Annotated in this window: 24 protein-coding genes; 18 read left to right on the top strand and 6 right to left on the bottom strand. The window is 40.3% G+C overall.

The window, feature by feature from the left end:
• The first annotated feature begins 83 nt into the window (after window positions 1-83).
• The 14 genes from AC5JM2_RS10410 (at window position 84) to AC5JM2_RS10345 (ending at window position 14,891) form a co-directional block, all read left to right on the top strand.
• Window positions 84-293: a hypothetical protein gene (locus AC5JM2_RS10410; protein ID WP_495834810.1), complete on the top strand. Its 210-nt coding sequence runs from the start codon at window positions 84-86 to the stop codon at window positions 291-293.
• A gap of 302 nt (window positions 294-595) precedes the next feature.
• Window positions 596-1,441: an ABC transporter permease gene (locus tag AC5JM2_RS10405; RefSeq protein ID WP_495834815.1), complete on the top strand. Its 846-nt coding sequence runs from the start codon at window positions 596-598 to the stop codon at window positions 1,439-1,441.
• Window positions 1,442-1,565: 124 nt separating this feature from the next.
• Window positions 1,566-2,927, top strand: a complete 1,362-nt coding sequence (locus tag AC5JM2_RS10400; protein WP_495834809.1) for an ABC transporter ATP-binding protein — start codon at window positions 1,566-1,568, stop codon at window positions 2,925-2,927.
• Window positions 2,928-2,956: 29 nt separating this feature from the next.
• A complete protein-coding gene (locus AC5JM2_RS10395; RefSeq protein WP_495834808.1) occupies window positions 2,957-3,436 on the top strand; it encodes an acyltransferase in 480 nt (159 codons plus the stop codon).
• A 38-nt stretch (window positions 3,437-3,474) separates the two neighbouring features.
• Window positions 3,475-5,019, top strand: coding sequence for a class I SAM-dependent methyltransferase (locus AC5JM2_RS10390; RefSeq protein WP_495834807.1), 1,545 nt, complete (start codon window positions 3,475-3,477; stop codon window positions 5,017-5,019).
• Between the two features lie 114 nt (window positions 5,020-5,133).
• Window positions 5,134-6,222: a glycosyltransferase family 4 protein gene (locus AC5JM2_RS10385; RefSeq protein ID WP_495834806.1), complete on the top strand. Its 1,089-nt coding sequence runs from the start codon at window positions 5,134-5,136 to the stop codon at window positions 6,220-6,222.
• Complete coding sequence (locus AC5JM2_RS10380; RefSeq protein WP_495834805.1) at window positions 6,219-7,406, top strand: glycosyltransferase family 4 protein; 1,188 nt, start codon at window positions 6,219-6,221, stop codon at window positions 7,404-7,406. Before AC5JM2_RS10385 ends, AC5JM2_RS10380 begins: the two co-directional genes overlap by 4 nt.
• A 371-nt stretch (window positions 7,407-7,777) precedes the next feature.
• On the top strand, window positions 7,778-8,371 hold the full coding sequence (locus tag AC5JM2_RS10375) for a glycosyltransferase family 2 protein (RefSeq protein WP_495834804.1): 594 nt from the start codon (window positions 7,778-7,780) through the stop codon (window positions 8,369-8,371).
• 274 nt (window positions 8,372-8,645) lie between these two features.
• Window positions 8,646-9,206 (top strand): hypothetical protein, encoded by a 561-nt coding sequence (locus AC5JM2_RS10370; protein ID WP_495834803.1) that lies wholly within the window; start codon window positions 8,646-8,648, stop codon window positions 9,204-9,206.
• Window positions 9,207-9,331: 125 nt separating this feature from the next.
• Entirely contained in the window at window positions 9,332-9,700 is a 369-nt protein-coding gene (locus AC5JM2_RS10365) for an EamA family transporter (RefSeq protein ID WP_495834802.1), read from the top strand.
• 165 nt (window positions 9,701-9,865) lie between these two features.
• The gene (locus AC5JM2_RS10360; RefSeq protein WP_495834801.1) at window positions 9,866-10,834 is read left to right on the top strand and encodes a GDP-mannose 4,6-dehydratase; all 969 of its coding nucleotides are present in this window, start codon (window positions 9,866-9,868) and stop codon (window positions 10,832-10,834) included.
• 9 nt (window positions 10,835-10,843) lie between these two features.
• Entirely contained in the window at window positions 10,844-12,172 is a 1,329-nt protein-coding gene (locus AC5JM2_RS10355; RefSeq protein WP_495834800.1) for a glycosyltransferase, read from the top strand.
• The gene (locus tag AC5JM2_RS10350) at window positions 12,172-13,518 is read left to right on the top strand and encodes a glycosyltransferase family protein (protein WP_495834799.1); all 1,347 of its coding nucleotides are present in this window, start codon (window positions 12,172-12,174) and stop codon (window positions 13,516-13,518) included. The genes AC5JM2_RS10355 and AC5JM2_RS10350 overlap by 1 nt, the downstream gene beginning before the upstream one ends.
• A 143-nt stretch (window positions 13,519-13,661) precedes the next feature.
• Window positions 13,662-14,891 carry a glycosyltransferase family 4 protein gene (locus AC5JM2_RS10345; RefSeq protein WP_495834798.1) on the top strand — a complete coding sequence of 410 codons (1,230 nt, stop codon included), beginning with the start codon at window positions 13,662-13,664 and terminating at the stop codon, window positions 14,889-14,891.
• Window positions 14,892-14,950: 59 nt separating this feature from the next.
• Here the strand turns inward: AC5JM2_RS10345 and AC5JM2_RS10340 are convergent, their stop codons facing one another.
• The 4 genes from AC5JM2_RS10340 to AC5JM2_RS10325 form a co-directional block, all read right to left on the bottom strand.
• Window positions 14,951-15,877, bottom strand: coding sequence for an energy-coupling factor transporter transmembrane component T family protein (locus AC5JM2_RS10340; protein ID WP_495834814.1), 927 nt, complete (start codon window positions 15,875-15,877; stop codon window positions 14,951-14,953).
• 279 nt (window positions 15,878-16,156) lie between these two features.
• The gene (gene der / locus AC5JM2_RS10335; RefSeq protein WP_495834797.1) at window positions 16,157-17,518 is read right to left on the bottom strand and encodes a ribosome biogenesis GTPase Der; all 1,362 of its coding nucleotides are present in this window, start codon (window positions 17,516-17,518) and stop codon (window positions 16,157-16,159) included.
• 178 nt (window positions 17,519-17,696) lie between these two features.
• A complete protein-coding gene (locus AC5JM2_RS10330) occupies window positions 17,697-18,260 on the bottom strand; it encodes a Uma2 family endonuclease (protein ID WP_495834796.1) in 564 nt (187 codons plus the stop codon).
• Window positions 18,261-18,356: 96 nt separating this feature from the next.
• The gene (locus AC5JM2_RS10325) at window positions 18,357-19,214 is read right to left on the bottom strand and encodes a M28 family peptidase (protein WP_495834795.1); all 858 of its coding nucleotides are present in this window, start codon (window positions 19,212-19,214) and stop codon (window positions 18,357-18,359) included.
• A gap of 117 nt (window positions 19,215-19,331) precedes the next feature.
• Here AC5JM2_RS10325 and dnaK point away from each other — a divergent pair, with 117 nt between their 5' ends.
• The 4 genes from dnaK to AC5JM2_RS10305 all read left to right on the top strand — a co-directional run bounded on the left by dnaK (window position 19,332) and on the right by AC5JM2_RS10305 (window position 23,673).
• Complete coding sequence (gene dnaK, locus AC5JM2_RS10320; RefSeq protein ID WP_495834794.1) at window positions 19,332-21,473, top strand: molecular chaperone DnaK; 2,142 nt, start codon at window positions 19,332-19,334, stop codon at window positions 21,471-21,473.
• A 208-nt stretch (window positions 21,474-21,681) separates the two neighbouring features.
• Window positions 21,682-22,671 (top strand): DnaJ C-terminal domain-containing protein, encoded by a 990-nt coding sequence (locus tag AC5JM2_RS10315; RefSeq protein ID WP_495834793.1) that lies wholly within the window; start codon window positions 21,682-21,684, stop codon window positions 22,669-22,671.
• Window positions 22,672-22,835: 164 nt separating this feature from the next.
• Window positions 22,836-23,363 carry a J domain-containing protein gene (locus AC5JM2_RS10310; protein WP_495834813.1) on the top strand — a complete coding sequence of 176 codons (528 nt, stop codon included), beginning with the start codon at window positions 22,836-22,838 and terminating at the stop codon, window positions 23,361-23,363.
• Window positions 23,364-23,400: 37 nt separating this feature from the next.
• Window positions 23,401-23,673, top strand: coding sequence for a DUF3143 domain-containing protein (locus tag AC5JM2_RS10305; protein WP_495834792.1), 273 nt, complete (start codon window positions 23,401-23,403; stop codon window positions 23,671-23,673).
• 97 nt (window positions 23,674-23,770) lie between these two features.
• Here the strand turns inward: AC5JM2_RS10305 and uppS are convergent, their stop codons facing one another.
• Both uppS and cdaA read right to left on the bottom strand, forming a co-directional pair.
• Window positions 23,771-24,520, bottom strand: a complete 750-nt coding sequence (gene uppS / locus AC5JM2_RS10300) for an undecaprenyl pyrophosphate synthase (protein WP_495834791.1) — start codon at window positions 24,518-24,520, stop codon at window positions 23,771-23,773.
• Window positions 24,517-25,443 (bottom strand): diadenylate cyclase CdaA, encoded by a 927-nt coding sequence (gene cdaA, locus AC5JM2_RS10295; protein ID WP_495834790.1) that lies wholly within the window; start codon window positions 25,441-25,443, stop codon window positions 24,517-24,519. Before cdaA ends, uppS begins: the two co-directional genes overlap by 4 nt.
• Window positions 25,444-25,479 lie beyond the last annotated feature (36 nt).

Genomic DNA, 25,479 nt, shown 5'->3' with positions numbered 1-25,479 from the left:
ATACAAGGTCAGTACCAAGTCGAGCGTTTTACATTTAATTAGGTTGAGCTACTTATCAAGAATTATCTTTACCTAACCAACGTTTGTGGTTAGAAGAGATACAGCAAGGTTTGGGAGTGTGGCAAGGTTCTTACGAGAATATCACAGGTATATGGCTACGTTGGTACGATGCAAACAATCAATGGATACTAACATCTACACAACAAGTTGAACAAGAACGCCTACGAGCCGAGAGACTAGCTGAGTATTTGCGTAGTCAGGGAATTGATCCGGATAACTTGCCTCAAATGTGAAACAATGACTTGTTGGATCTTCAGCATCACAAACATAATTAATTAATAATGCTGGAACAGTTCCGATTTAAGGTAAGCGAGCCACAAGAGTTTAATTGAGTTCTTTTTAGCTGAAATAACAGACAACATATGCTGCAAAATATTCAATTAATCGTATAATTTACAAGGTAAATTCACAGCATTTTGACAAAAAACTTATTCTTCCAATACGAAGTACAGCGGGAACTTTAGTAGCTGTTGGGCTTCATTGAGAGAAATCTGGTGTGTCGGTAGTGAGCAAGGAGCAGCAATTGTTGCGAACAATGCGAGGAGTTGTCCGAAAGGCGGGGAAGCTAAAGCGTATCTTGCCGTTTCATGAACAGTGGTTGGCAAAGTTTGATTTGTTGAGAACTTTGGTGCGACGGGATTTAGAAGCACGCTACAAAGGTTCTGTTTTAGGGAATTTATGGCCTTTGTTGAATCAGCTATCCCAGTTACTGATTTATACTTATGTGTTCTCAATTGTACTAAAAGCAAAGCTAAGTCTCAAAGGTTTTCCAGAAAACAATTTTACCTTTGGTTTGTGGCTATTTGCAGGGTTACTGCCTTGGATTGCTTTTAGTGGTGGTTTGATGCAAGCCTCTACTTCGGTGATAGGACAGCCTAACTTAGTAAAAAAAGTTGTGTTTCCCTTATCTTTGTTACCCCTGGTGCCAATTTTATCAACGTTTATTGAGAGTTCCTTTGGTTTAATGGCGTTGATTTTTTTTGTGGCGGTACAAACTCAGACTTTACATACAACTTTGGCGCTCTTACCGTTGGTTTGGCTACCACAGTTGTTGTTGACAGCAGGATTAGGTTATTTGACAGCAGGACTAACGGTATTTCTGCGAGATATACCGCAGACTTTGGCAGTTATTTTACAGCTTTGGTTGTATCTAACACCAATTGTTTATCCAGCATCGTCCATACCACCAGAATTCCGGGAGTGGGTATTTTGGTTAAATCCTCTGACAGCTATTGCTGAAATTTATCGTGACTTAATTTTAGTCGGACAAGTTAAACATTGGGGCGAGTGGGGAGTTGCTTTTGTGACTTCTACAGTTATATTTTGTTGCGGTTTTTGGGTGTATAAGCGGTTGCGTCCAGCGTTTGCTGACGTGTTATAGCAAAATGCGGCCACTTAACGTTATTATTTTCGCCAGAGTTTACTAAGTTTTATAGCTTAATTGATGATTTCTGATTCAAAATCTTATAAGAGTTTCAGATGTCGTAGGAATATGCGTGTGTGCTATGGGTGAGGAAATTGCAATATCTCTCAAGAATGTCTCAAAGTGCTACAGGCGCTATGCTCGCCCGGTAGATAGGCTCAAAGAAGTTTTACTACCAGGTAAAAACCATGCACAAGAGTTTTGGGCATTGCAGGATATTAACCTCAAGGTTTCTAAGGGAGAAACTGTGGGGATTATAGGTCAAAATGGCTCTGGCAAAAGTACGCTGTTACAAATTATTGCCAAAACGCTGACACCCACTACAGGAGAAGTACACGTCAATGGTCGTGTTTCTGCACTATTAGAGCTTGGTAGTGGGTTTAATCCTGAGTTTACAGGACGGCAGAATGTATTTTTCAACGGGCAAATTCTAGGGTTAACCCGAGAAGAGATAGAAACTAAGTTTGACAATATTGCTACTTTTGCTGAAATTGGCGATTTCATGGAGGAGCCAGTAAAAACCTATTCAAGTGGGATGTTTGTCCGCCTAGCGTTTTCAGTAGCAATCAATGTTAATCCTGAAATCTTGATTGTAGATGAATCATTAGCTGTAGGTGATGGTGTTTTCGTGCATCGCTGCATGGCAAAAATTCGAGATTTTCAAGATGCAGGAGGGACAATTTTATTTGTATCCCATGATGTAGGTGCTGTTTCCCGGCTTTGCACAGAAGCACTCTGGATGAATCAAGGTGTAATAGTAGATACCGGAAAGCCAGCAGAAGTATGCAAACACTATCAAGCTTGGATACATGAAGAAGTCAATAAAAGAACTGCAATACATAATATAGAGTCACAACAACAAGTTTTACAAAATACCACAGAAGAAAAAATTGATATCAATAAAATCACTCATAAAGAATTCAACCCTTTTACAGGAAAGGCATATATTGCATTTAATGGATTTGAAAGATTTGGTACAGGGCGTGCGGAAATTGAAAGTGTGTATTTAATAGATGCAGATAATCAGCCAATTAATTTAGTTTATCCAGGAGATATAGTAAGAGTCAGAATAACCACATTAAGACATGATCAAATTAGAAAACCTAATGTAGGTATAGCTCTTCTCGATAGACTGCGGACTGTTTTATCTGGATGGAGTACTGAATTGATAGATAAAAGCTTTGCCAATTACTGGTTATCTCAATCAGAAATAGGAAGATCTGTAGTTGAATTTGAGTTTGTTTGGCCTCATCTTGTAGGAGGAAGCTATGCTTTCGACATAGCTTTTGGTGATGGACCACACGAAAATTTGGAAATGTTGGATTGGATTCAAAATGCAACTGTAATACAAGCAGCTGTCAAGGATTTTGTAGATGGTATTTTTCAAGTTTCTGGAAGGAAAGTCAGATTATGTGAGGAATCATCATTATGTATAAAAGGATAAACAGTTTTTTCAAATCAAGGCTAGAAATAATGATAAAAAGAACTGTGGATAATTATCTCGTTCAATATTTAGCTCAAGGCTATTTTGATGAACGTATTAAAGAGGTTATGCTAAACCAACATTTAGTTTTTGGTGACCCAAAAAAACTAAACTTATCAGAAACTTGCATTGTTAATAATGCTACATTTAACTTATCTTCTGGAAATATAGTGATTGAGGACTATGTTTTTTTTGGTCATAATGTGAGTTTAATAACCGGAACTCATAATTATAATAAATTTGGTATTGATAGAAGAAATGATTTTCCGAAGCAAGGGAATGATATTATCGTTGAGGAAGGTGCATGGATAGCAAGTAATGCAACAGTACTTGGTCCATGCAGGATTGGAAAGCATTCTGTAATTGGTGCAGGTGCTGTAGTCAAGGGTGATATTCCTAGCTATCACATTGTGGCAGGTATTCCTGCTAAAACAATAAAGGATATCAAACCATTGACTGAGAAAAATTAAAAAAAATTAAATCTTAAATAATAGATAAGTAGATAAGAATGATGGATGCAAATAATCCGAAAATTAACGTCAATGAATTAATGGATAAAATTCGCGAGGAAGTCGCTAGTCGTCCCAGACAACCTCAACAAAGGAACGTAACGACATACAAACCAGAAAATTCCAATGGCACAGGAACACTTCATCATATATTCAATCATCTTAACAATTTGCTTTCTAATGCTGAGTCTAGAGCTATTATCCGCACTCAATGGCCTGAAAACCTTAAAAAATTTCCTTTTAATTTAAGTCAACCTTTACAAAAACTTGCTTTAAAAATACTAAATTTTATCTTCAAAGATCAACGAGAAGTCAATTTTAATGTCATCCGCGCTTTGAAAGAATCTGTGGCACTGAATCAACAGATGACAGAGCAAATAAGAAATTTAAAAATTCAGATGGATGAGCGCTATGATGCTGTGAATACTCGATTCAATGGTATAGAAACTCGTTTACAAGAGATAGATGAGCGTTTAGATATTGTTTGTAACTGTGTTTCAATTATAAATGATGGTTGGGATGATACTAATACCAAGGTAAATAGTTGGAGAACTAGTATACAAGAGCATTTTGATGCTGTAAATAGTCAAAAACAGTTAATAGATGAGCATCTCAAAACTCTAGAAACACAAGTCCAAGGAGGAGATGAGCGTTTGCGTAGTGTGGATACTCGCCTGCAAGGAATCAATGAACAGCTAAATGCTGTAAGTACTCGTGTAGAAAACCTGGATACGCATCATCAAACAAACGATAACTATCTGAAAAATGATTTTATGCAGCAAAAGCGTATAATAAGCATGTTTTTGGAAGAAGCACACAAACGATTACCAGAACCTTTTAACCAAGAACAGTTGAAAGCTTTTGCTAATGAAGAACAACATTCACTTGATGCTTTTTATGTAGCTTTTGAAGACCAGTTTCGAGGTAGCCGTGAAGATATTTTTAACAAGTTAAAAGTTTACTTACCCTTAATTCAAGAAGCAAAGGTTGGTACACCAGACTTACCTATTTTGGATGTGGGTTGTGGACGCGGCGAATGGTTGGAGTTGCTGGGTGACTCTGGATACACAGCAAGGGGTATTGACATCAATCGAGTCATGATAGAACAGTCTAAAGCCAGAGGACTGGAAGTAATGGAATCAGACGTCATTGCATATCTGCACTCTTTACCAGATAGAAGTTTAGGTGCAGTCACTGGGTTCCACATTATAGAGCATTTGCCATTTGAAGTCTTGATTAAATTGTTTGATGAAACTGTCAGGGTTCTTAGTCCTGGAGGTCTTGCTATTTTTGAAACACCCAACCCGGAGAATATATTAGTAGCTACTCATACATTTTATGTAGATCCAACTCATCGCAATCCCTTGCCCAGTACCATGATAAAGTTTACAGCCCAGGCTCGCGGTCTGTCCAAAGTCACAATTATGAAGCTTAATTCTTATCCAGAAGATCAAAAATTGAGTGGTTCTCCCATAGTTGAACGCTTAAATAGTTTCTTTTATGGTTCACAAGACTATGCTGTGATTGGGTACAAAAATGAGTAGGAACAAAATATTTTTGTAATACAACGGAATAGCATAACTCAAGTACTAAACTCGGCTGAAATGTTCATATAAAATAATACATTCTCGCAATTCCCTATTATTAGGATATTAACTGTGACTAGGATTGCTATTTTAACCCCGTGTCTTGTAGATGGAGATGCAGTCGGTAATGATGTTATAGCAATGCAGAAATCTCTCATGAAAAATGGGTATGAAGCCCAGATATTTGTAGAGGGAGGAAGCTTTGATAAACATCAAATCAAACATATAAAAGATATCAGAAACTTTTTACAGAAAAAATCTGATGTCTTAATTTATCACTATTCTGTAGGTTGGGAGTTTGCTCTTAATCTTTTAAGAGAAATAAATTGTAAAAAGGTGGTAAGATACCACAATGTGACGCCAGCAAAATTTTATGAAAATATTAACGCAGAATATACAGTTGTTTGTAGAGACGGACGAGAACAACTGAAATATATTGCTGCTATACAAGACATATTTTACCTACCGGCTTCCGAATATAATGCTTCTGAATTATATTCCCTAAAAATTCCTCAAGAAAATGTTGTGGTATTGCCTCCTTTCCATCATATTCAAGATTTGCAATATATAGATGCAGACCTTAGTGTTTTAGATAGATACATAGATGGCACAGTCAATATTTTAATGGTTGGTCGTTTAGCACCAAATAAAGGACACGCTACACTGATTGACGCTTTTGATATTTACCACAATACCTACAATCCACACAGTCGTCTTTTCATCGTTGGAAAAGAAGATGAACGCTTAAAAGACTATAGTAATTTGATTCATCAAAAAGTAAACGATGTCGGTTTACAAGATTCAGTCGTCTTTACAGGAGGAGTTTCTAATGAAGCTCTAAAAGCCTACTATCTTGTCTCCAATGTTTTTCTGATGACAAGTGAACATGAGGGGTTTTGTGTACCACTGGTAGAAGCTATGGCAATGAAACTGCCAATAGTAGCTTATGGTTCAACTGCTATTCCTTACACGGTAGGAAAAGCAGGTTTGGTTTGGGATCAGCCAGATCCTTATTTATTAGCTGGATCGATAGACTGTATCGCTCGGGACGAAGTCGTTAGTGCCAATCTAGGTGAACTAGGATGGCTGCGATACAATGAAGCTTTTACAAATGAACGGATCGAAACAAAGTTTATAGAAATTATCAAAAACATAGAATGAAAAAGGTTGCAATTGTTGTTCAACGATGGCATGAAAGCATAGTAGGCGGGTCAGAAGCTTTAGCATGGCAATATGCCACTTTATTGAGTGATGAATACAAAGTTGATGTCCTGACAACAACAGCATTAGAGTATACAAGCTGGGCTAATGTCCTACCTGCGGGTTCTGAGGCAAAGCAAGATATCAACATTTATCGCTTCCCAGTAACTATAGGACGAAGTAACTACTGGCACAATTTACATGCAAGACTTTTACGAGAGTTTCATTACCGCAAGCATATTCAATTAAAGAATAGCAAACTCATACCTTGGAATATTGCACTTCAAGAAGAGTTTATTCGCCGTCAAGGTCCCTACTCAGAACCCCTGCTATCTTTTTTAAAAGAGCGGTGTCATGACTACGAAGCTATTATATTTACAACTTATCTTTATCCAACCACTTACTTTGGAGTCACTCAGGTTCCCTTAGCCAAGGTTCTACTAGTACCAACACTTCATGATGAACCACTGGCATACTTAACCGCTTATAAGCATATGTATGAAAATGTTCGCGGTTGGATATGGTTGACAAATGCTGAAAAAGTACTTGGAGAAAAGTTATGGGGAGAATTGCCAGGTAGTGTTGTATCTATGGCAGTTGAAACATTACCTTGTAGTCCTTTTCAAGCTGAATATCCATATTTACTTTACTGTGGTCGTATTGATCCAAGTAAAGGATGTAGCGACTTAATAAATTTCTTCATTGAATTTAAGAAAAGTTACCCATCGAACCTGCGTTTAATTTTGACAGGTAAAGCTGAAATAGAAATACCATCTCGTCCAGATATTGAATTTCGTGGATTTGTTTCAGCCGAAGAAAAATTCCAACTCATGGCTGGGGCTTCTATTTTTGTTATGCCTTCACCTTATGAAAGTTTTAGCATAGTCACTTTGGAGGCTATGGCTCAACGTACACCAGTATTAGTCAATGGCTGTTGTCAAGTTTTAGTTGAACATGTTGTACGTAGTGGGTGTGGTCAAATTTACCACGATTACGCGGGCTTTAGTGAAGGAATACAACAAATCATGGCACAGGAACATAAGTCAAGTAAAATGGGTCACATAGCCAGGAAATATGTGGTAGAAAATTATGCTTTTGGCAGTGTGAAAAAGAATCTTTCAGAAACTATTAAAAAATATATCTAACAGAGTCACATATAGGACTCTTATTTGATTTTTGCGAAGCTTCGTGCATCTTTATTGCCTGTTCCCTGTTGGCTCTTTTTACAAGTCATTCAGGGATAAAATCGGATTGCTATATTTATTTTTGTCAATTTTTTTCAAAAAGAGTCTAGTTTTCGGGAAAAGGCTAGTTTTCTAGTGGTTTTATAAACCAGTTGCTTTTTCTCTATTAATAATGAGTTCCAGAATAAATTGACATTCTAATTTTTTTTGGTATAACTATATACTTAAACACGGCTGAAAAAATATTGGTTAGAGTTACTGCCTTTCAGCAGTTTCCTCATAACTTCAGATTTGACTGAACGGTTTCTATTTGTGGTGTAGGAGGCTTTGTCATGAAACTTTCTGTAGTTATACCTTGCTATAACGAAATCGGAACAATTGGACAGGTTGTTAAGGCTGTTCAAGCATCTCCAGTTACAGATTGTGAAATCATCATTGTTGATGATTGTTCAACAGATGGTACACAAGAACTTTTAAGAACAAAATTAGAATCGCAGGTTAACCAAGTTATTTATCACTCAAAAAATCGAGGTAAAGGAGCTGCCTTGCGTACTGGATTTACTGCTGCAACTGGTGATATTGTCATTGTTCAAGATGCTGATTTGGAGTATGACCCTCAAGAATATCCTATAATGATTCGACCTATTTTACACAACAAGGCTGATGTCGTATTCGGCTCTCGTTTTCAAAGTGGTAGGCCTCATAGAGTTGTGTACTATTGGCATAGGATAGGAAATGGATTTCTGACAATGTTGTCTAATATGTTTACAAATATCAACATAACAGATATGGAAACATGTTATAAAGCGTTTCGACGGGAAGTGATTCAATCTATCAAAATAGAAGAAAATCGTTCAAGGGCTAAGTGGGATCATCAAACAAGTGACAGACGAAAAAGGTCAACCTCTCAATTCAATAATAAGTAGAACGGCGCAAAAAAACCGAAGTATGTAACGGAAAGTAAAGTTGCCCAAAAAGCTCTTCTCTTCTGCCTTCTGCCCTCTGCCTCCTGCCTTGTCATAACGACAATTTTCAACACCGACCTACTTATCAGTTCAACCTGGTTATGAAAAAGTTCTTAAAACTTATTTAGAAAATACAGGTATATCAAGCTGGTATGGTTACCAGTCTGCACTTGAAAAAGGCGAAACGCGTGTAAGAGGAATATTCTACAACAGCAATAATCAGGCATTTCAAGAGGTGCGTCTTGATGTTTCTGGTATCACAAAAAAATATGAAATCGCTAATGTAATTAGTTCTATTTCATTTCCTAAAGAAATAGGTACGTACAAACTTACATTTGATTTGATAGCTGAAGGAGTCGGTGAGTTTCCAAAAAACAATAATATCAACAGTTCTTATACAATCACGGTAATAGTTGGAGAAAAACGCCACTTTTATCAAGAAATACAAGTCTTAAAACCATTCAAATCTGGTAAGGTTAGGGAGATAGTAAAAATTCCAGTAATAGTAAAAAATATTAGTGATTTTACATGGCAGAACGCAAGTGCTCATCCTGTGAATCTTGCCTATCACTGGTTAGATGCTAATGGTAAAGTTATTGTTTTTAAAGGTGAGCGTACTCCTTTAGCAAAAAGTGTGGCTGTACAAAGCTTCCAAAAGTTCAACGCAACTATCAAATTTCCTGATCAGCCTGGAAAATATTACTTAGCTTTGACAATGGTTCAAGAGGGTGTGGCTTGGTTTAGTGATCAAAATACAACTTTTCTAAAAATTCCTATAGAAGTTGTCGCTCAGTAGTGTAAAAAAATAAAACAAGCTCCTCAAAAAACTTATTTTTAAAAAGTCTTTATTACTGTAAGAACTGACTCACTTAATCATGTAAAATTTTTTACATATTATACGTATACAGCAAGGAAATATTTGTGACACTACAAGAATTGAGTTTATTACTGATGTCAGTCATCGCTAGTGTAGCAGGTCAATTTTTTTTAAAAACAGGAGCACTCAAATTAGGCAAAGTTCATGTAGGGAATGTAGTTGCTCATATTCTCAGCATCTTGACAACGCCTGAACTTTTAGTAGGGCTAAGTTGCTACGCTTTAGGTGCTCTGGCTTATATTTTACTTTTAACCAGAGTCAACCTGAGCGTTGCCGGTCCATCTGTTTCTCTGGTTTATGTTTTTTCCGTTATACTGGGTTATTTCATATTAAAAGAACCCATTCCTCTAACTCGTCTTATGGGTTTGAGCTTGATTATAGGTGGAGTTATTTTGGTAGTCTGGAAAAAATAAAACCATTTTACTTCTGTTAGTACAGCATTTCATAAATTTACAACGTATTGAGTAACATACTGCTTAAGCCTAGAAGAACTCAATAACGCTATAAACTTCTTGTGAAATCTTGTACTTGGTTTTTCCAAACACATCCTCTGCTTTCACAAGCACAATGGTAAATCAATGACTAAAAAAGCCCTGATTACTGGACTCACTGGACAAGACGGTTCTTATCTTGCGGAACTTCTTTTATCCAAAGGCTACCAAGTCTTTGGTTTAGTCCGTCGTTCTAGCACAAGTAACTTGGAACGTGTCAGCCATCTGTTCAACCAGATTCAAATTGTCTCTGGCGATCTGCTGGATCAAACTTCGCTAATGGATGTCGTCGCCGAAACTCAACCAGACGAAATTTACAACCTCGCCTCCCAAAGCTACGTCCCCCTTTCTTGGACACAACCAGCTCTGACTGCTGAATATACTGCTCTCGGTGTCTCTCGCCTGCTAGAATCGATCCGTCGCTGCAAACCAGATGCTAAATTCTACCAAGCCTCTAGTAGCGAAGTTTTTGGTCAACCTGACGAATCACCCCAAACCGAACGCACCGCCTTTCGCCCTCGTAATCCCTACGGTGTCGCCAAAGCATACGCCCACTGGATGACTATCAACTATCGCCAACAATATAACCTTTACGCCTGCTGTGGTATAACTTATACCCATGAATCACCGCGACGTGGTACTGAATTTGTGTTTCGGAAAATTACTCAAGCAGCTGCCACTGTAAAACTTGGTCTAGCTAATGAACTAAAATTAGGCAACCTTGATGCTCGTCGTGACTGGTGCTACTCCAAAGATGCTGTTTATGCTATGTGGCTAATGTTGCAGCAAGAACAACCTGATGACTATATCATAGCAAGTGGTGAAACGCACTCGGTTAGACAACTCGTTGAATGTGCTTTTAGCTGTGTTGGACTCAATTGGGAAGATTACATTTGCGTTGATCCAGCATTCTACCGCCCTGATGAACCAGTGCAGTTGGTTGGTTGCATTGATAAAATTAAGAGCAGACTTGGTTGGGAACTTCAGTCCTCTTTTAAGGAATTGGTGGAGTTAATGGTTGATTATGACCTGAAACAACTAAACGAAAATAAGTAATTGCATAATATGAATTCAGAACCAGAAATTTCACCATTTGCTGCAAGTTTTTTACCTGGTGTTAACATCGCAGGTTATGTAAACAGTGAATTTGGTTTGGGCGAAGGGGTGCGTTCAACTATTAGAGCACTCGAAGCAGTTGATATTCCTTTCGTACTTAACAACTGCACTTTCAATACGTTTCATAGAAAATTAGATGATACTTATACAAATTTCTCAGACGATAATCCCCATCCAATTAATATTGTTCATGTGAATGGGGATATGATAAATTTGTTTATGAACTCTGTAGGGATTGAATATTTTAAAAATAAGTACAATATTGGATTGTGGGCATGGGAGCTTCCTGATTTTCCCAAAGAATGGCTAAGAGCATTCAATCTTTTTGATGAAATATGGACTCCCAGCAGTTACAGTGTGGAGGCAATCAGCGAAGCTTACTGCCAAGGGCAGATCGCACCACTATCACCTGTGCCAGTCCTTAAAGTCATGCACAGTATCTCGTTACCACAACCTACAGTAAGTAAACAATCGCTGGGGCTACCAGATAATAAGTTTATTTTTCTGTTGATATTTGATTTTTACAGTGTTTTTGAACGCAAAAATCCTATAGCAGTGATTGAAGCTTTTCAGCGAGCCTTTGGTAAAAATGATCAAGTATTGCTTGTTATTAAATTTTCTAATGCTCACAAGTTCCCTGATAAATATAAACAGTTAAAAGATTTAGTACAAGATTTTAAAAATATAAAAATTATTGATAAATATTTGCTCAAAAATGATGTCAATGCTCTGATTTACCATTGTGATTGTTATGTATCTCTACATCGCTCAGAAGGGTTTGGCTTAACTATTGCTGAGGCTATGTTCTATGGAAAACCAGTCATAGCCACTGCTTACTCTGGAAATACTGACTTTATGAATGTTAATAACAGTTTTCCTGTCAAGTATTCTTTAACTACCTTAACAGAAGATTATGCACATTATAAGAAGGGAAGTACATGGGCAGAACCAGATGTTGAGCATGCAGCATATTTAATGCAACATGTGTTTAAAAATTATGAAGAAGCAAAGCAGATAGGTGCAAAAGCATCTGAAGACATTAGGTCTTGCTTAAGCCCAAAAGTGATTGGTCAAAAGATGAAAAATAGATTGGAATATATAATCCAGAGAAGTAAGAACTTGATAGAAATTTCTCAATTACACACAGAATTTAAACACAAAGATGCAGAAATTGAACGATTAAAAGCTTTAGTTGACTACATGGAAAGAAGCAGTTTTTGGCAACTGAGAAATCAGTGGTTTAAGCTAAAAGGAATATTAAAATCAAAATTCAATTGATGCGTGAATTAGAAAACATAAAACGTCCACACCTACTCATTGTCAGTAATGATGTGGTAGACACTAAAATGGCAGGTCCAGGGATGCGTTACTTGGAATTAGCACGTGTCCTTAGTCAGGATTTGGATGTCACCCTTGCTATCCCCTCGGAAACAACTCTCGAAGTCCCCAATATTAAATTGGTGCGTTACTGGGATGAACGCCCAAAAAGTTTACAAGTGTTGGTGGAAAGCAGTGACATCGCCTTAGTGTCTGGTTACATGGTAGAAAAATTTCCCTTTCTGCACCAGACACAAAAACGCATCATCGTTGACTTGTATGATCCGTTTATTTTAGAAAATTTACACTACCATCTCAACAAGCCGATCGCCGCACAAGAAAGCTTAAACAACCGCGCAGTAGATGTCACCAATAACCTAGCGCGTTTAGGTGATTTTTTCATTTGTGGAAGCGATCGCCAGCGAGATTTTTGGATCGGTTTACTCGCTTCCAATGGACGCATCAACCCGCGCAACTTTGCCAAAGATAGCACCCTGCGTTCTTTAATTGATGTTGTCGGAATTGGCTTTCTTAACCGAGAACCTCGTCCCAATCCTACATTACGCGGTATACATCCTGGATTTCCAGAAGATGCTCGTATTGTACTGTGGGGCGGCGGCATTTGGGACTGGCTCGACCCCCTAACTTTGGTAAAAGCTTGGACTGGTGTGATTGCTGAATACCCACAAGCACGACTCGTATTTTTAGGAACACGTCATCCCAATCCTCAGGTTGCTCCACATAAAATGGCGGAACAAGTTCAAGTGCTTGCTGCTGAAATTGGGGAAAAAGACCGTACCATTTTCTTTTACGAATGGATACCATACGAACAAAGAGAAGCGCTGTTGTGTGAAGCGGACATCGGTGTGACTCTTCATCCCCCACACATCGAAACTCGTTATTCCATTCGCACACGAGTATTAGATTATCTCTGGGCGCGTTTACCTGTACTTGTGAGTGAGGGAGATGTCACGAGTGAATGGGTAAAAGAGTATGGTGTTGGTAAAGCTGTACCACCATTGGATGCGGAAGCAGTGCGAGTGGCGATCGCCCAAATATTAGAACGCCCCAAATCATCTTGGGCTTCAGCATTTGAACCCTTACGCGACTCCTTAAATTGGTCACAAGTCGTCGAACCTCTGCGGCGCTACTGTTTACAGCCAGAGTACGCACCTGACCGACAAACACGTAAACTCGTCACCCCGACCGTAGTAAAACGTGGTAAATTAGCCCGAGTCATTGAAATTTGGCGTACTGAGGGAAGTCGCGAACTTCTGCAACGCATCGGGAAAAAGTTTCGGCGGTAACTAAGCAATTCAAATTTAAAAAATCTAAAAGTCAATAGAAGCTACTAACTTGACATAAGTATATAGCAATCCTAAACCATTAGTGAAGTTCTCTTTTCTCTCTTTTCTTGGCGTCCTTGGCGACTTGGCGGTTCGTTCAAATTATGAAAATTCTGCACGTTACTCAAGGTTATACCCCAGCAATTGGGGGTACAGAATTGCTCATTCAACGAATTTCTGAAGAATTAGTTGAGCAATTTGGCGATGAAGTCACTGTTTTCACGACAAATTGCTTCAATGGAGAAGGTTTTTTTAATCCAAAGCTACCACGTTTACAACCAGGTGAAGAAGAAATCAACGGTGTCAAAGTGCGGCGGTTTCCAGTCAATAGCCGAATCAGCCAAATGTTTCGATTTCCTCAAAAAGTTGCTTATCGTCTACACTTACCATTCAACGAGCATTTAAGAACAATAGCAGGAGGACCAATCATTCCTGGGTTAAAAAAAGCTATCCAAGAATTTCCGGCTGATATTATTGCTGCTTCATCTTTTCCATTACTACATATGTACGCAGCACTTAACGGTGCAAAACAATCTGGAAGACCATGTATTTTACATGGGGGGATACATCCACAAGATAATTGGGCATTTCAACGCTCTAGAATTTATAGTGCTATTGAGCAATCTACTTATTATTTATCTAATACAAAATACGAGGCAGATTATGTTATTCAACAAGGAGTTTCACCTCAACGTGTAGCTGTCGTGGGAGTTGGAGTTGATCCAGAACCTTTTGCACAAATTTCCTCAACCCAAGCCAAAAAGCATTTCGGTTTTAAAGAACAACCAGTCGTAGGTTTTATTGGACAATTTGGAGGACATAAAGGAGTAGATACTCTTGTACAAGCGATGACACTTGTCTGGCAAAAATTTCCTGATGTGCAGCTTCTATTAGCAGGAGCAAAGACAATGTTTGCAGAAAAAGTAGAAAATATTATTGATCAATTACCAGAGTTATATAAAAAGCAAGTCAAGCTTTTTTATAACTTTTCTAATCAGGAAAAACCTCTCTTATTTTCTGCCGTAGATGTGTTTGCTTATCCTTCTGGTTTTGAGTCTTTTGGAATTGCATTTTTAGAAGCTTGGGCTGCGAGTAAACCTGTGATTGGTTGTCGCGCTGGAGCAATACCTTGGGTGATAGATGAGGGAAGAGATGGGCTTTTGGTAGATTATAAGAACCAGGAAATGCTGGCAGAAGCAATTATAGATTTATTAAAAAACTCTTCTTGGGCAAAAACTTTGGGTAATGCTGGTCGTGAAAAAGTCTTATCAAGATACACTTGGAGTAAAGTTGCTCAAAAGTTTAGAGAAGTTTATGTTGAAGCTATGAGATGACATGGAATATAAAATGAGTACTAGCGGACAATCAAATCATTAGCCCTGTTAAGCGTTCCCTAAACTTCAGTACCTATTGCCAGCCGAACCCCCCAGAATAAGATTAAAATTGCGATCGCCAGCCAATCACCTCTTCTCAATCGTAAATGGTGCCATTGCACACGATGTTCACTAGGAGTTGTAAACCCTCGCACCGTCATTGCACTTGCCATTTGCTCTGCTCTAAGTAGCAAATTTTCCAACAGGCGTTCTGCAACCAACATCCAAACTTTAACGGCTCCTTTCAATCCTAACTTTTTCCAATTAATAGCCCTTGTCATCACAGAACGAACTAAATTCTGGATTTCTTCTAAAACCAGGGGAATAAACCGCAAAGACAAAGTTAAAGTTAAAGTTATTTCCGTCACAGGTAACTTCAACCGTCGCAAGGGTTGCATTAAACTTTCTATAGCCGCGGTGATTTCCTCTGTTGCGGTTGTCAACAGATACAGATTGCAACTGTAGATCAGGGTAAACCACATCGTACTCACACTGATTGCCAAATCCAATGAACGCCGAGTCACCTTAACTGGGCCTTTGTCAAACAGCACATACTTATAATCTTGCTGCTTATTGGCGGACATTGGTGCTGGAGTAGACTGAGTAGAAGCTGATTGTTCTGTTAAAACTTGTTGGTTATTCGGCAGGCGCGGTTGATATTTGATACCAAGCCCATCAGGAGTGATAGCTATAACGACCAAAATAAAAAAGCAGAATGTCAACAGCCAGCCCATTTGCTGCTGCCAAACTCTTCGGGGGATTCGCGCTATTAAAGTAGCAAAAATCAACAGTACCACCAACAGCACGCGCCATAAGTTATTGGCAAAAATGTAAGTTGTCAAAAAGCTCATCAACCAGATCAACTTGACTCGTGGATCGAGTTTATGTAACCAAGTTTGAGGTTGTTCTAAGTAAAGCCCAATTGGCAGCGATCGCAGTAAATCCATAAAAAAGGTAAAAGTTAAAAGGCAAAAGGCAAAAGGCAAAATTTCTTATCTTTTACCTTTTTACCCTTCGGGAACGCCCGTCGCCTAGGTCGGGAAAACGCCACATGCTACCCTATGGCTGACGCCACGCCTTACGGCTATCGGGAAGCCCTTCGGGTTCGGGGGTTCGCAATCGACGGGAACCGCCAAGACCGCGACCCCCTCACCGCCTCCGGGCGTCTAAGCCTGTGAAACCCGTCCAACGTAGTGGCTCCCCTCCTGCAGCGCTGGCTCACTTTATTACACGCGGGTAGCCCGATTTGCATTAGTACCTTCGACTTCACGGGCTTTTTTACTCCGCCATAAAATACGGATAGGAGTTCCTTGAAAGCCCAAATGTTGGCGAAATTGTCGCTCGATATAGCGCCGGTAGTTATCGTTAAAGCGTTTGGAATCGTTGACAAACAATGCTATTGTAGGCGGTTGACTACTAACTTGTGTGCCATAGTAAATTTTGCCTTGGCGTCCAGCACGAGAGACTGTCGGCGAGTGCCAACCTATTGCTTCTTCCAAAACTTCGTTGATCACCGCTGTACTCACACGACGTTTGTGTGACTCGGCTGCTTTATCAACCAATTCCAAAATTTTTTCTACCCGTTGTCCAGTCAAGGCGCTGACAAAAATCATTTCTGCCCATTCAGTAAAATGCAGTCGTTCTTGCAGATGTTTTTCGTAATCATATATGGTGTAAGAGTCTTTTTCGACAGCATCCCACTTATTGACCACAATAATACAAGCTCGACCTTCTTCAGTAATCCGCCCAATTAATTTTTGGTCTTGCTCGGTGACACCATCAAGGGCATCTATCACCAATAAAACCACATCAGCGCGACGAATTGCTTTAAAGGCACGGTTGATGCTAAAGAATTCCGGACCATATTCTACATTCTTCTTTTTGCGAATTCCTGCCGTATCAATCAAGCGGTAAATTTGCCCGTTTCGTTCTACTACGGTATCAATCGCATCACGGGTTGTACCAGAAATTGGGCTAACAATTGCCCTTGTTTCTCCCACAAAAGTGTTCAATAAACTGGATTTACCCACATTGGGACGTCCCACAATTGCCACTTTAATCTCGTTGGTTTCTGGGACTTCTGGTGTAGCAGGAAGATAGTTAATCAGTACGTCAAGTAAGTCTCCTGTACCACTTCCATGAATAGCAGAGATTGGGAAAGGTTCGCTCAATCCCAATTCCCAAAATTCGGCTGCTTGAATCAAACCTTGTTCTGGGGATTCGCATTTATTGACAGCTAGCAAAACAGGGACTTTTTGTTGTCGCAACCACTCAGCAATTTCTTCGTCAGCGGGTGTTGGTCCTGTGCGACCATCTACTAAAAAAATAGCAACACTTGCCTCTGCTAGGGCTGCCATTGCTTGTTGACGAATCAATGGTAAAAATTCGGTATCATCATTAAAGACTAAACCACCAGTATCAACAACTGTAAAGTCGCGATCGCGCCAGTATGCTGGTTTATAAGTGCGATCGCGCGTCACACCTGGTTGATCATGAACAATAGCAGATTGTTCCTCGGCAAGACGATTGACCAAGGTAGATTTGCCCACATTCGGGCGACCAATAATAGCAACTATAGGAAGACTCATAACCGGATGCACAATGCTCCAAATCTCTATTCTAGCGGTTTTAGCTGATACTATTGTCTGTTGCAGAAAAAACTTGGGTTACTTAGTTCACAGACAATAACTCACTTAAAGGGAAAAGTTTTCTTAACTTTGGGTAAGAAATTCTAATTATTCGTAACTACAATTGCACCAGCAACATTCAAAGCAATTCTGCCTCTTCAAAAACTTGTCTAACTGTTAACTCCAAACCAGGAAGCAGAGTATCTACAATCGGCATATTATCAGTGTAAACTTGAGTATCTTCGACCGAGACAAAGACTTTGATAGTTATTGCTTCTGGATCGACAATCCAAACCCGTGACACCCCAGCATGAAAATAATCTCGTGCTTTGTCTTCAAATTCCTTGATTGTTTGGTCTGAAGAAATAATTTCAATTACCAATTCTGGAGGAACAGGACAAGCTTCATTGCGCTTCCACACTTTAGGTAAACGTTTATAAGAAATATAAGTCAAATCGGGTACAGGTGCCCAATCTTGCCCCTGACGCTTTAAAATAATTGCCCACTCTGAACCGATTCGACCTTTTCCTTGACACCAAGTACGAAGCAAGAGTCCCAGAGTCAACTGTAAAGTCGAATGAAAGAATTTGGGAGACACTTTAGGCACTGCATAACTATCTACAAACTCATAGTTGACATCTCCTTCTGGAAGCGCCAGAAATTCTTCTAAGGTGAGTTTTTTTCTTGTACTTGTCTTAACCATAAGAAGGTTACCTGTCGCTGATAAACATATTTTCAAAGAGAGTTTTGAAAATTTTATCGTTAAATACTTTTCAGATAAGAATAGTTATCTGTTTTTTCACAAACGCCGAATCCCACTTTCCAAACCTTGACAAACACCAGTGAGAAAATTTAAATCTAAAGTATCAATAGTATCGCTGGGTTTATGATAGTTTGGATTTCGCAGATTGGCTGTATCTGTCACCATCATTGCAGGATAACCTTGATCCCAAAAGTGTGCATGATCACTTCGTCGAGTCAGTGGAAGTATTAAACCTCTGTTAGGTACTGGTAGCCAATGGCTAGGTACGCCAACTTTACGAATACTGCGGCTAATAGAAATTAAGTCACGAATTGTGCGCCAATTGCCAATTAAAGCAATAAAATCGCCACGATTTGGGTAAAAGCGTTCTAAAGGAGATGGGTAAGTTTGCGAACCAGGGGTACGATCGCAATAGCCCAACATTTCTAGAGAAATCATTAAGCGTAGCGGCTGGTCTTGTTGTCGCAACTCGGCTGCATACTCAGAAGCACCAGAAGGACCTAGCAACCCGTATTCTTCCATATCAAAAGCCACCAGTTGCAGGGGATATTTTGTTGGAACGGATGCAAAGATTCTTGCCAATTCCAGCAAAACTGCTATACCTGTAGCATTATCATCTGCGCCTGGTGTTCCAGGAACAGCATCATAATGGGCACCAATTAAAATAGGAGGCAAATCTCCCTTTTGGAACTCAGGTTGTGAAGGTAAATTCAAAATGAGGTTTTGACAAGTTTTGCTCCTGACTTTAAAGGTGTGGATTTCCACACTTCCCCATTGAGCAAATTGTTGACGAATGTATTCTTGGACAAAGAAATGTCCAGCAGTAGCAAGATAGGGATCGCGATCGCGGGCTATCGAGGTGAGGTGATTTTCGATATTGTTCTTTAGATTCACAAATTAACTAACAAGGAACACTGTTTGACCATGTAATTCTCAACAGCAAGATACAATAAATCAAGCATTAGATCTAAACAAATTAATTTATAAGACACTACAGGAGAACAAAAACGCATGGGCAAGGTAGTCGGCATTGACTTGGGTACAACCAACTCAGTAGTTGCCGTCATGGAGGGTGGCAAGCCGGTGGTGATTGCCAATGCAGAAGGAATGCGAACGACTCCCTCCGTAGTTGGCTTCACCAAAGAAGGCGAAAGAGTTGTTGGGCAAATGGCACGACGCCAAACCCTCCTCAACCCACAAGATACCTTTTTCGCAGTTAAACGCTTCATTGGGCGTAGGTATGGTGAACTCAGCCCAGATTCTAAGCGAATCCCATATACTATCCGCAAAGATGAGGTTGGTAACATTAAAATTTCTTGTCCTCGTCTAAATAAAGATTTTGCTCCAGAAGAAATTTCCGCAATGGTGCTAAAGAAACTGGCAGAGGACGCCAGTAAGTACCTGGGTGATCCAGTGACAGGCGCAGTAATCACCGTTCCTGCTTATTTTAATGATTCTCAGCGACAAGCAACACGAGATGCTGGTAGAATAGCAGGTTTGGAAGTGCTGCGAATTCTCAATGAACCGACAGCCGCTTCTTTGGCTTACGGATTGGATCGCGGCAGCACTGAAACTATATTAGTCTTTGACTTGGGTGGTGGCACGTTTGATGTGTCGATTTTAGACGTTGGAGATGGAGTGTTTGAAGTCAGATCCACTAGTGGAGACACGCAACTCGGTGGTAATGATTTTGACAAAAAAATAGTAAATTGGCTGGCAGAAAAATTTTTGGAAACTGAGGGGGTAGATTTAAGACGCGATCGCTCAGCTTTACAACGTTTGTTAGAAGCCGCGGAAAAAGCCAAAATCGAACTTTCCTCTGTTAGCGTCACCGATATTAACTTACCTTTCATCGCTGCTGATCAAGAAGGTCCAAAACATCTCGAAACTCGTTTGACTCGTTCTGAGTTTGAAGGTTTGTCTGATGATTTACTTGGACGCGTACGCCTTCCAGTCAAACGCGCTATGAAAGACGCTGGTTTAACACCTGCAGATATTGATGAAGTTGTGCTAGTTGGTGGTGCTACGCGTATGCCAATGATACAGCAGCTTGTGCGGGCAATGATTGGCAAACAACCCAACCAAAACGTCAATCCAGATGAAGTTGTGGCGGTAGGTGCAGCAATACAAGCGGGTATTCTTGCTGGTGAACTAAAAGATGTCCTGCTGTTGGATGTCACACCCCTGTCTTTAGGATTAGAAACCGTCAACGGCGTCATGAAAAAACTGATTCCCCGCAACACCACCATACCAGTACGCCGCTCTGATATTTTTTCCACATCAGAAAATAATCAAAATACAGTGGAAGTTCACGTCGCCCAAGGCGAACGCGAGATGGCAGTAGATAATAAGTCTCTGGGACGGTTTAAACTGTATGGTATTCCCCCAGCACCACGTGGTATTCCGCAAATACAAGTATCATTTGATATAGATGCTAACGGGATTTTACAGGTGACAGCTCTGGATAGAACCACAGGTAGAGAACAGAGTATTACAGTTCAAGGTGCTTCTACCTTGAGCGAAGGGGAAATCAGGCAAGCAATTCAAGATGCTGAAAGATACGCTGAAATTGACAGAGAACGCAAAGAACGGGTAGAAAAACGCACTCGTGCTGATTCATTGATTGGACAAGCAGAACGACAACTCAGAGAAGTAGCGTTGGATTTTGGGATGCAACTTGCTCGCAGCCGCCGCCAAAGAATTGATAATATCTGCCGAGAACTGCGCGAGAGTTTGAAAGAAAATGATGACAGAGGCATTGACCAAGCTTACGCCGACTTGCAAGATGCTTTGTATGAGCTAAATCGTGAGATCCGCCAGTACTACGTTGATGATGAAGAAGATGACTTGTTTGGTACTATCCGTGAAATCTTCACTGGCGAAAAAGACCGAGATTCTCCTGGAGGAAGCCGCCCAAGAGGCGATAATCGCGAATTCCAAAGGGATACATACCGCGATTCCCTCGGAGGAAGCCGCCCAAGAGGCGATGGTCGCAGCGATTATTATGACAAAGACTATGACAGAGATTATAACAAGGACTACAACAGAGATTATGACAGGAGAGGTCGTTCCTCTGATAAGAGCGAGTATTCACGCAAACCCCGTCCTAGCTACCAGGAGAACTGGGATGATGACGATGATAATTGGTTATAACGTCTGATAGAAATTAAGGCGGGAAACCCCGCCCCTAGTACCTCAAAAAAAGTATTAACAGATAAAAGAAACCGAAAAAAAAGGTTGATTTTAAATTCGGATTTAGTAGTTTGTAAGAGGTAATAGGTAATTAGTTAGTCGTTAAAGAATTAATGAATAGCCAGTAAAAAAGTTAAAATTTAAAACTTAAAGATAAATAGCTGAAACTATGCCAAATTTGCAGAATTTTCGGGATTACTACGAGATTTTAGGAGTAACGAAAGATGCGTCCAATGAAGATCTCAAAAAGAACTATCGACGGTTAGCGCGTCAGTATCACCCAGACCTCAATCCAGGAAACAAAGCAGCAGAAGAAAAATTTAAAGATATCGGAGAGGCTTATGAAGTTCTTTCTGATACAGCTAAACGGGCGCAATACGACCAATTTAGTCGTTTTTGGAAACAAAAAGGTTTTGACAAACAAGCAGCATCACGAGAGAACGGCTGGAATCGTACAAACGGTCGTACGCGCAATCAAGAGGTAGATCCTGGTAGATATTCTGATTTTGATAGTTTTATCAATCAAGTCATAGGTGTCGGTGTTCGCAAAGACACCAAAAATGGAACTTCCACAACTGGAGTGGAGAGTGATCCCTTTAGTTCCACAAACAGAAAAGTTCAATACACAGTAAATTCTCGCCCCACTCGCCGAGATATAGAAGCAAGACTAACGTTACCATTGGAAAAAGCATACAAAGGTGGAAGCGAGAGGATTCGGCTTGAAGATGGGCGATCGCTCGAAGTCAATATGCCTCCTGGTATGGTCACAGGTCAAACCATCCGCCTGAAAAACCAAGGTATCAATGATGGCGATTTATACTTAAAAATTACAGTAAACCCTCATTATTTATTTAAAATAGAAGGCTCCAATGTTTTTTGTCAGGTTCCAGTCACTCCCACCGAAGCAGTTTTAGGAGGACAGATAGAAGCGCCAACCTTAGACGGACCAGTAAAAATGTCTATTCCCCCTGGTGTACGTTCAGGTCAACGCTTCCGTCTTGCCAACAAAGGTTACCCCAAGGAAAACGGTGAACGTGGTGACCAATTGGTAGAAATTCAGATCGTAGCCCCAAAAAATATTACTGACCAAGAACGTGAACTCTACGAAAAGTTACGACAGATAGAAACCTTTAAACCCCGCGCCGATTTGGTAAAATAGCGATGATCAATCGTTATTGTTGGTAGTCGTTTTTGACAACTGACAACCAACAACCAATCACAGACTCGTGACGGCTTTAAACTGCTGAGGGAATAATTAGGTTTAGAATATTAGAAAAAACGTTTAGCTAGGTGAGTGAAACGGCTGTGAATCAAAATGGGGCAATGCCACAAAGCAGCAAACCAACCTATTACTCCCTTCTAGGACTGCATCCCTCAGCATCGGTAATTGAAATCCGTCGTGCTTACCGAGAATTGAGCAAGCACTATCATCCAGATACGACAAAATTACCCACTGCTGTAGCAACTGCCAAATTTCAGCAACTTAACGAGGCGTACGCTACCCTAAGCAGCCCAGAACGACGGCTTAGCTACGACCTTAAAATTGGCTATTCCCGCTTTGGAGTCATCCAACCACCCCTCGACTTGAACCACCCAGTTTCCTATTCTTACGACTGGTCTAAATCAGCTTACCTTGACGCAAGCGATCGCCCACTCAGCGCTGGTGAAATCTTTGCTTTATTTATTCTAGGATTAACCCTTTTGGGTTGTTTGTTGTTGGCGATCGCGATCGGCTTAACTCGTGGTGAAGGTGCTTTTCAAACAGAACTACTACACACCTCAGCAATACAACAACCCAATACCAGTATTTCTCAACCAAGTATCCCTTCAGAAATTCCAAATAAAAAATAAAATTTTAACTTTTTACAATTGACTATTTACTGAAATTATGCGTCTTCCTCCCCCGGAAACACCGTTATACAACCATCCCCTCCCCCAAATTGAATATTGGTTGAGAGAGCAAGGCTGTGAACGAGATGAAAAACAACTGCATTGCTGGCGGCTACAGCGATCTACTTGGCAAGCAGAACTCTCGCTAGATATTGAGCAAATCATCGTGCGATATCTCCAAGCCGGAGATGATGGACAAGATATCCAACGTGCTTTCAAGTATTCTCTGAGTCGAGAGGACATAGAAGGGGCTGTTTTTTCCGGACCATAACAAGAAGGATACAGGAGATCAAGGAGTGTGGGAGTGCGGAAAATATCTCTCCTTCCCTCTTTCCCTCCTCGCCTCCTTTTCTCCTCATCCCCTCTTCTCACACTTTGCCAAACCTACGCTCTCGTTGCTGATAAGCGCATAGGGCGCGATAAAATTCATTGCGGTTAAAATCAGGCCACAAAGCTTCTGTTATATAAATTTCTGCATAAGCGATTTGCCAGAGAAGGAAATTCGAGATCCGCATTTCCCCACTTGTACGAATTAATAAATCTGGGTCACAAACGCCTTCTGTGTAGAGGTGACGTTCAAATGTTGCCTCATCAATTTCATCTGGTTGAAGCAAACCTTGCTGTGCTTTCTGAGCTATTGTACGGCACGCCTGTAAAATCTCCTGTCTACCTCCGTAATTGGTTGCGACTGTGAATTTTATACCGTGATTGTTTCTTGTTTCTTCCATTGAATGAGAGATTTCTTTTTGAAGCCCAACAGGTAAAACGCTCAAATTACCCACAAATCTAATTTGAACATTCTCCTTCATCATTTCCCGCAGTTCTTGGCGCAAAACTCGCTGAAATAAAGTCATCAAAAAATCGACTTCTTCGGTCGGTCTTCCCCAGTTCTCAGTTGAAAAAGCATAAGCTGTTAGCGCCCCAATTCCCCAATCATCACAACAACGTAGTAAATTTTTCAGCGCATCTACACCAGCTTTATGACCCATAATCCGGGGAAGACCTTGACGCTTAGCCCATCGACCATTGCCATCCATAATGACTGCAACGTGTCTGGGCAAGAATTCTTGTTTCAAGTCAGAGGGCAAATCTCGTAGTTCAGTGTGTTGTGCTGTCATTTTTTATCTCGTCGCGAAGCGGTCGATGGTAATCCGAGTAAACGTGAAATGAGTGCTAGTACCTTACTACGAATTTGACGACCCAAACTTAACAAACCAGGAGCACCAGGTTCCCGATCCACATTTGGGGAAAAGCGAGTATCGAGAGACTCTTTGAGCTTTGTGATGGTCAGCGGTCTATTTAAGGTTCCTCGTTCCGCTAAGGAAATAGAACCCGTTTCTTCTGATACAACGACACAAATGCAATTTTCGACCCGCTCAGTAATTCCCATCGCCGCTCGGTGGCGTGTTCCCAACTGACGTGAGGCTGTGCGTCCCGATAGCGGTAAAATTATACCTGATGCCACAATCCGTGAGCCACGAATTAACGTCGCCCCATCGTGTAATAAAGTTTTCGGCTGAAAAATTGTCTGTATAAGTTCTTTTGACACTTCGGCATTCAGCTTTACTCCTGGCACAGAAAAATCCCGCTCATCCATAGGACCAGTGGTTTCCAAAATGAGCAAAGCTCCAATTCGATTTTTTGACAGTTCTCTAACAGCATCAACAATTTCATCAATGACACTATTGTATTTGGGAACCGCCAGACGGGACGGTTGAAACAACTGCTGGAATTCACCACGTCCTAATTGTTCCAAAAATCGTCGGAACTCTGATTGGAGAGCAACCGCCATTGCCACAGCACAGCCAATTACTAACTTTTCCAGTACAAAGTTCAGCAGTAGTAGATGCAATCTGCTGCTGATTGCTGATGCGAGCATCAGAACAATAAATCCTCTAACCATCCACAATGTTCGGCGCTCACTAATAATAATAAGTATCATGTACGTGAGCGCTAGTACTAACCCAATATCCAGAGTCCCAATCAGCAAGGACTGTGACCTTCCTAGGTTTGTCAGCCATTGCGTCCACCAATCTCCCATGACTCTGGATTTAACCTTTTGCCTCTAATAAAGTAA

The sequence above is a fragment of the Brasilonema angustatum genome (genome assembly GCF_059505445.1).
The sequence above is the reverse complement of the archived record's forward strand: the minus strand, read 5'-3'. Positions and strand labels throughout refer to the sequence as shown.

Excerpts from the sequence above, each read along its gene's own strand:
- AC5JM2_RS10405 (WP_495834815.1), top strand. The coding sequence starts at position 596 with ATGCGAGGAGTTGTCCGAAAGGCGGGGAAGCTAAAGCGTATCTTGCCG.
- AC5JM2_RS10400 (WP_495834809.1), top strand. The coding sequence starts at position 1,566 with ATGGGTGAGGAAATTGCAATATCTCTCAAGAATGTCTCAAAGTGCTAC.
- AC5JM2_RS10395 (WP_495834808.1), top strand. The coding sequence starts at position 2,957 with ATGATAAAAAGAACTGTGGATAATTATCTCGTTCAATATTTAGCTCAA.
- AC5JM2_RS10390 (WP_495834807.1), top strand. The coding sequence starts at position 3,475 with ATGATGGATGCAAATAATCCGAAAATTAACGTCAATGAATTAATGGAT.
- AC5JM2_RS10380 (WP_495834805.1), top strand. The coding sequence starts at position 6,219 with ATGAAAAAGGTTGCAATTGTTGTTCAACGATGGCATGAAAGCATAGTA.
- AC5JM2_RS10375 (WP_495834804.1), top strand. The coding sequence starts at position 7,778 with ATGAAACTTTCTGTAGTTATACCTTGCTATAACGAAATCGGAACAATT.
- AC5JM2_RS10360 (WP_495834801.1), top strand. The coding sequence starts at position 9,866 with ATGACTAAAAAAGCCCTGATTACTGGACTCACTGGACAAGACGGTTCT.
- AC5JM2_RS10355 (WP_495834800.1), top strand. The coding sequence starts at position 10,844 with ATGAATTCAGAACCAGAAATTTCACCATTTGCTGCAAGTTTTTTACCT.
- AC5JM2_RS10350 (WP_495834799.1), top strand. The coding sequence starts at position 12,172 with ATGCGTGAATTAGAAAACATAAAACGTCCACACCTACTCATTGTCAGT.
- AC5JM2_RS10345 (WP_495834798.1), top strand. The coding sequence starts at position 13,662 with ATGAAAATTCTGCACGTTACTCAAGGTTATACCCCAGCAATTGGGGGT.
- AC5JM2_RS10340 (WP_495834814.1), bottom strand. The coding sequence starts at position 15,877 with ATGGATTTACTGCGATCGCTGCCAATTGGGCTTTACTTAGAACAACCT.
- der (WP_495834797.1), bottom strand. The coding sequence starts at position 17,518 with ATGAGTCTTCCTATAGTTGCTATTATTGGTCGCCCGAATGTGGGCAAA.
- AC5JM2_RS10330 (WP_495834796.1), bottom strand. The coding sequence starts at position 18,260 with ATGGTTAAGACAAGTACAAGAAAAAAACTCACCTTAGAAGAATTTCTG.
- dnaK (WP_495834794.1), top strand. The coding sequence starts at position 19,332 with ATGGGCAAGGTAGTCGGCATTGACTTGGGTACAACCAACTCAGTAGTT.
- AC5JM2_RS10315 (WP_495834793.1), top strand. The coding sequence starts at position 21,682 with ATGCCAAATTTGCAGAATTTTCGGGATTACTACGAGATTTTAGGAGTA.
- AC5JM2_RS10310 (WP_495834813.1), top strand. The coding sequence starts at position 22,836 with ATGCCACAAAGCAGCAAACCAACCTATTACTCCCTTCTAGGACTGCAT.
- AC5JM2_RS10305 (WP_495834792.1), top strand. The coding sequence starts at position 23,401 with ATGCGTCTTCCTCCCCCGGAAACACCGTTATACAACCATCCCCTCCCC.
- uppS (WP_495834791.1), bottom strand. The coding sequence starts at position 24,520 with ATGACAGCACAACACACTGAACTACGAGATTTGCCCTCTGACTTGAAA.
- cdaA (WP_495834790.1), bottom strand. The coding sequence starts at position 25,443 with ATGGGAGATTGGTGGACGCAATGGCTGACAAACCTAGGAAGGTCACAG.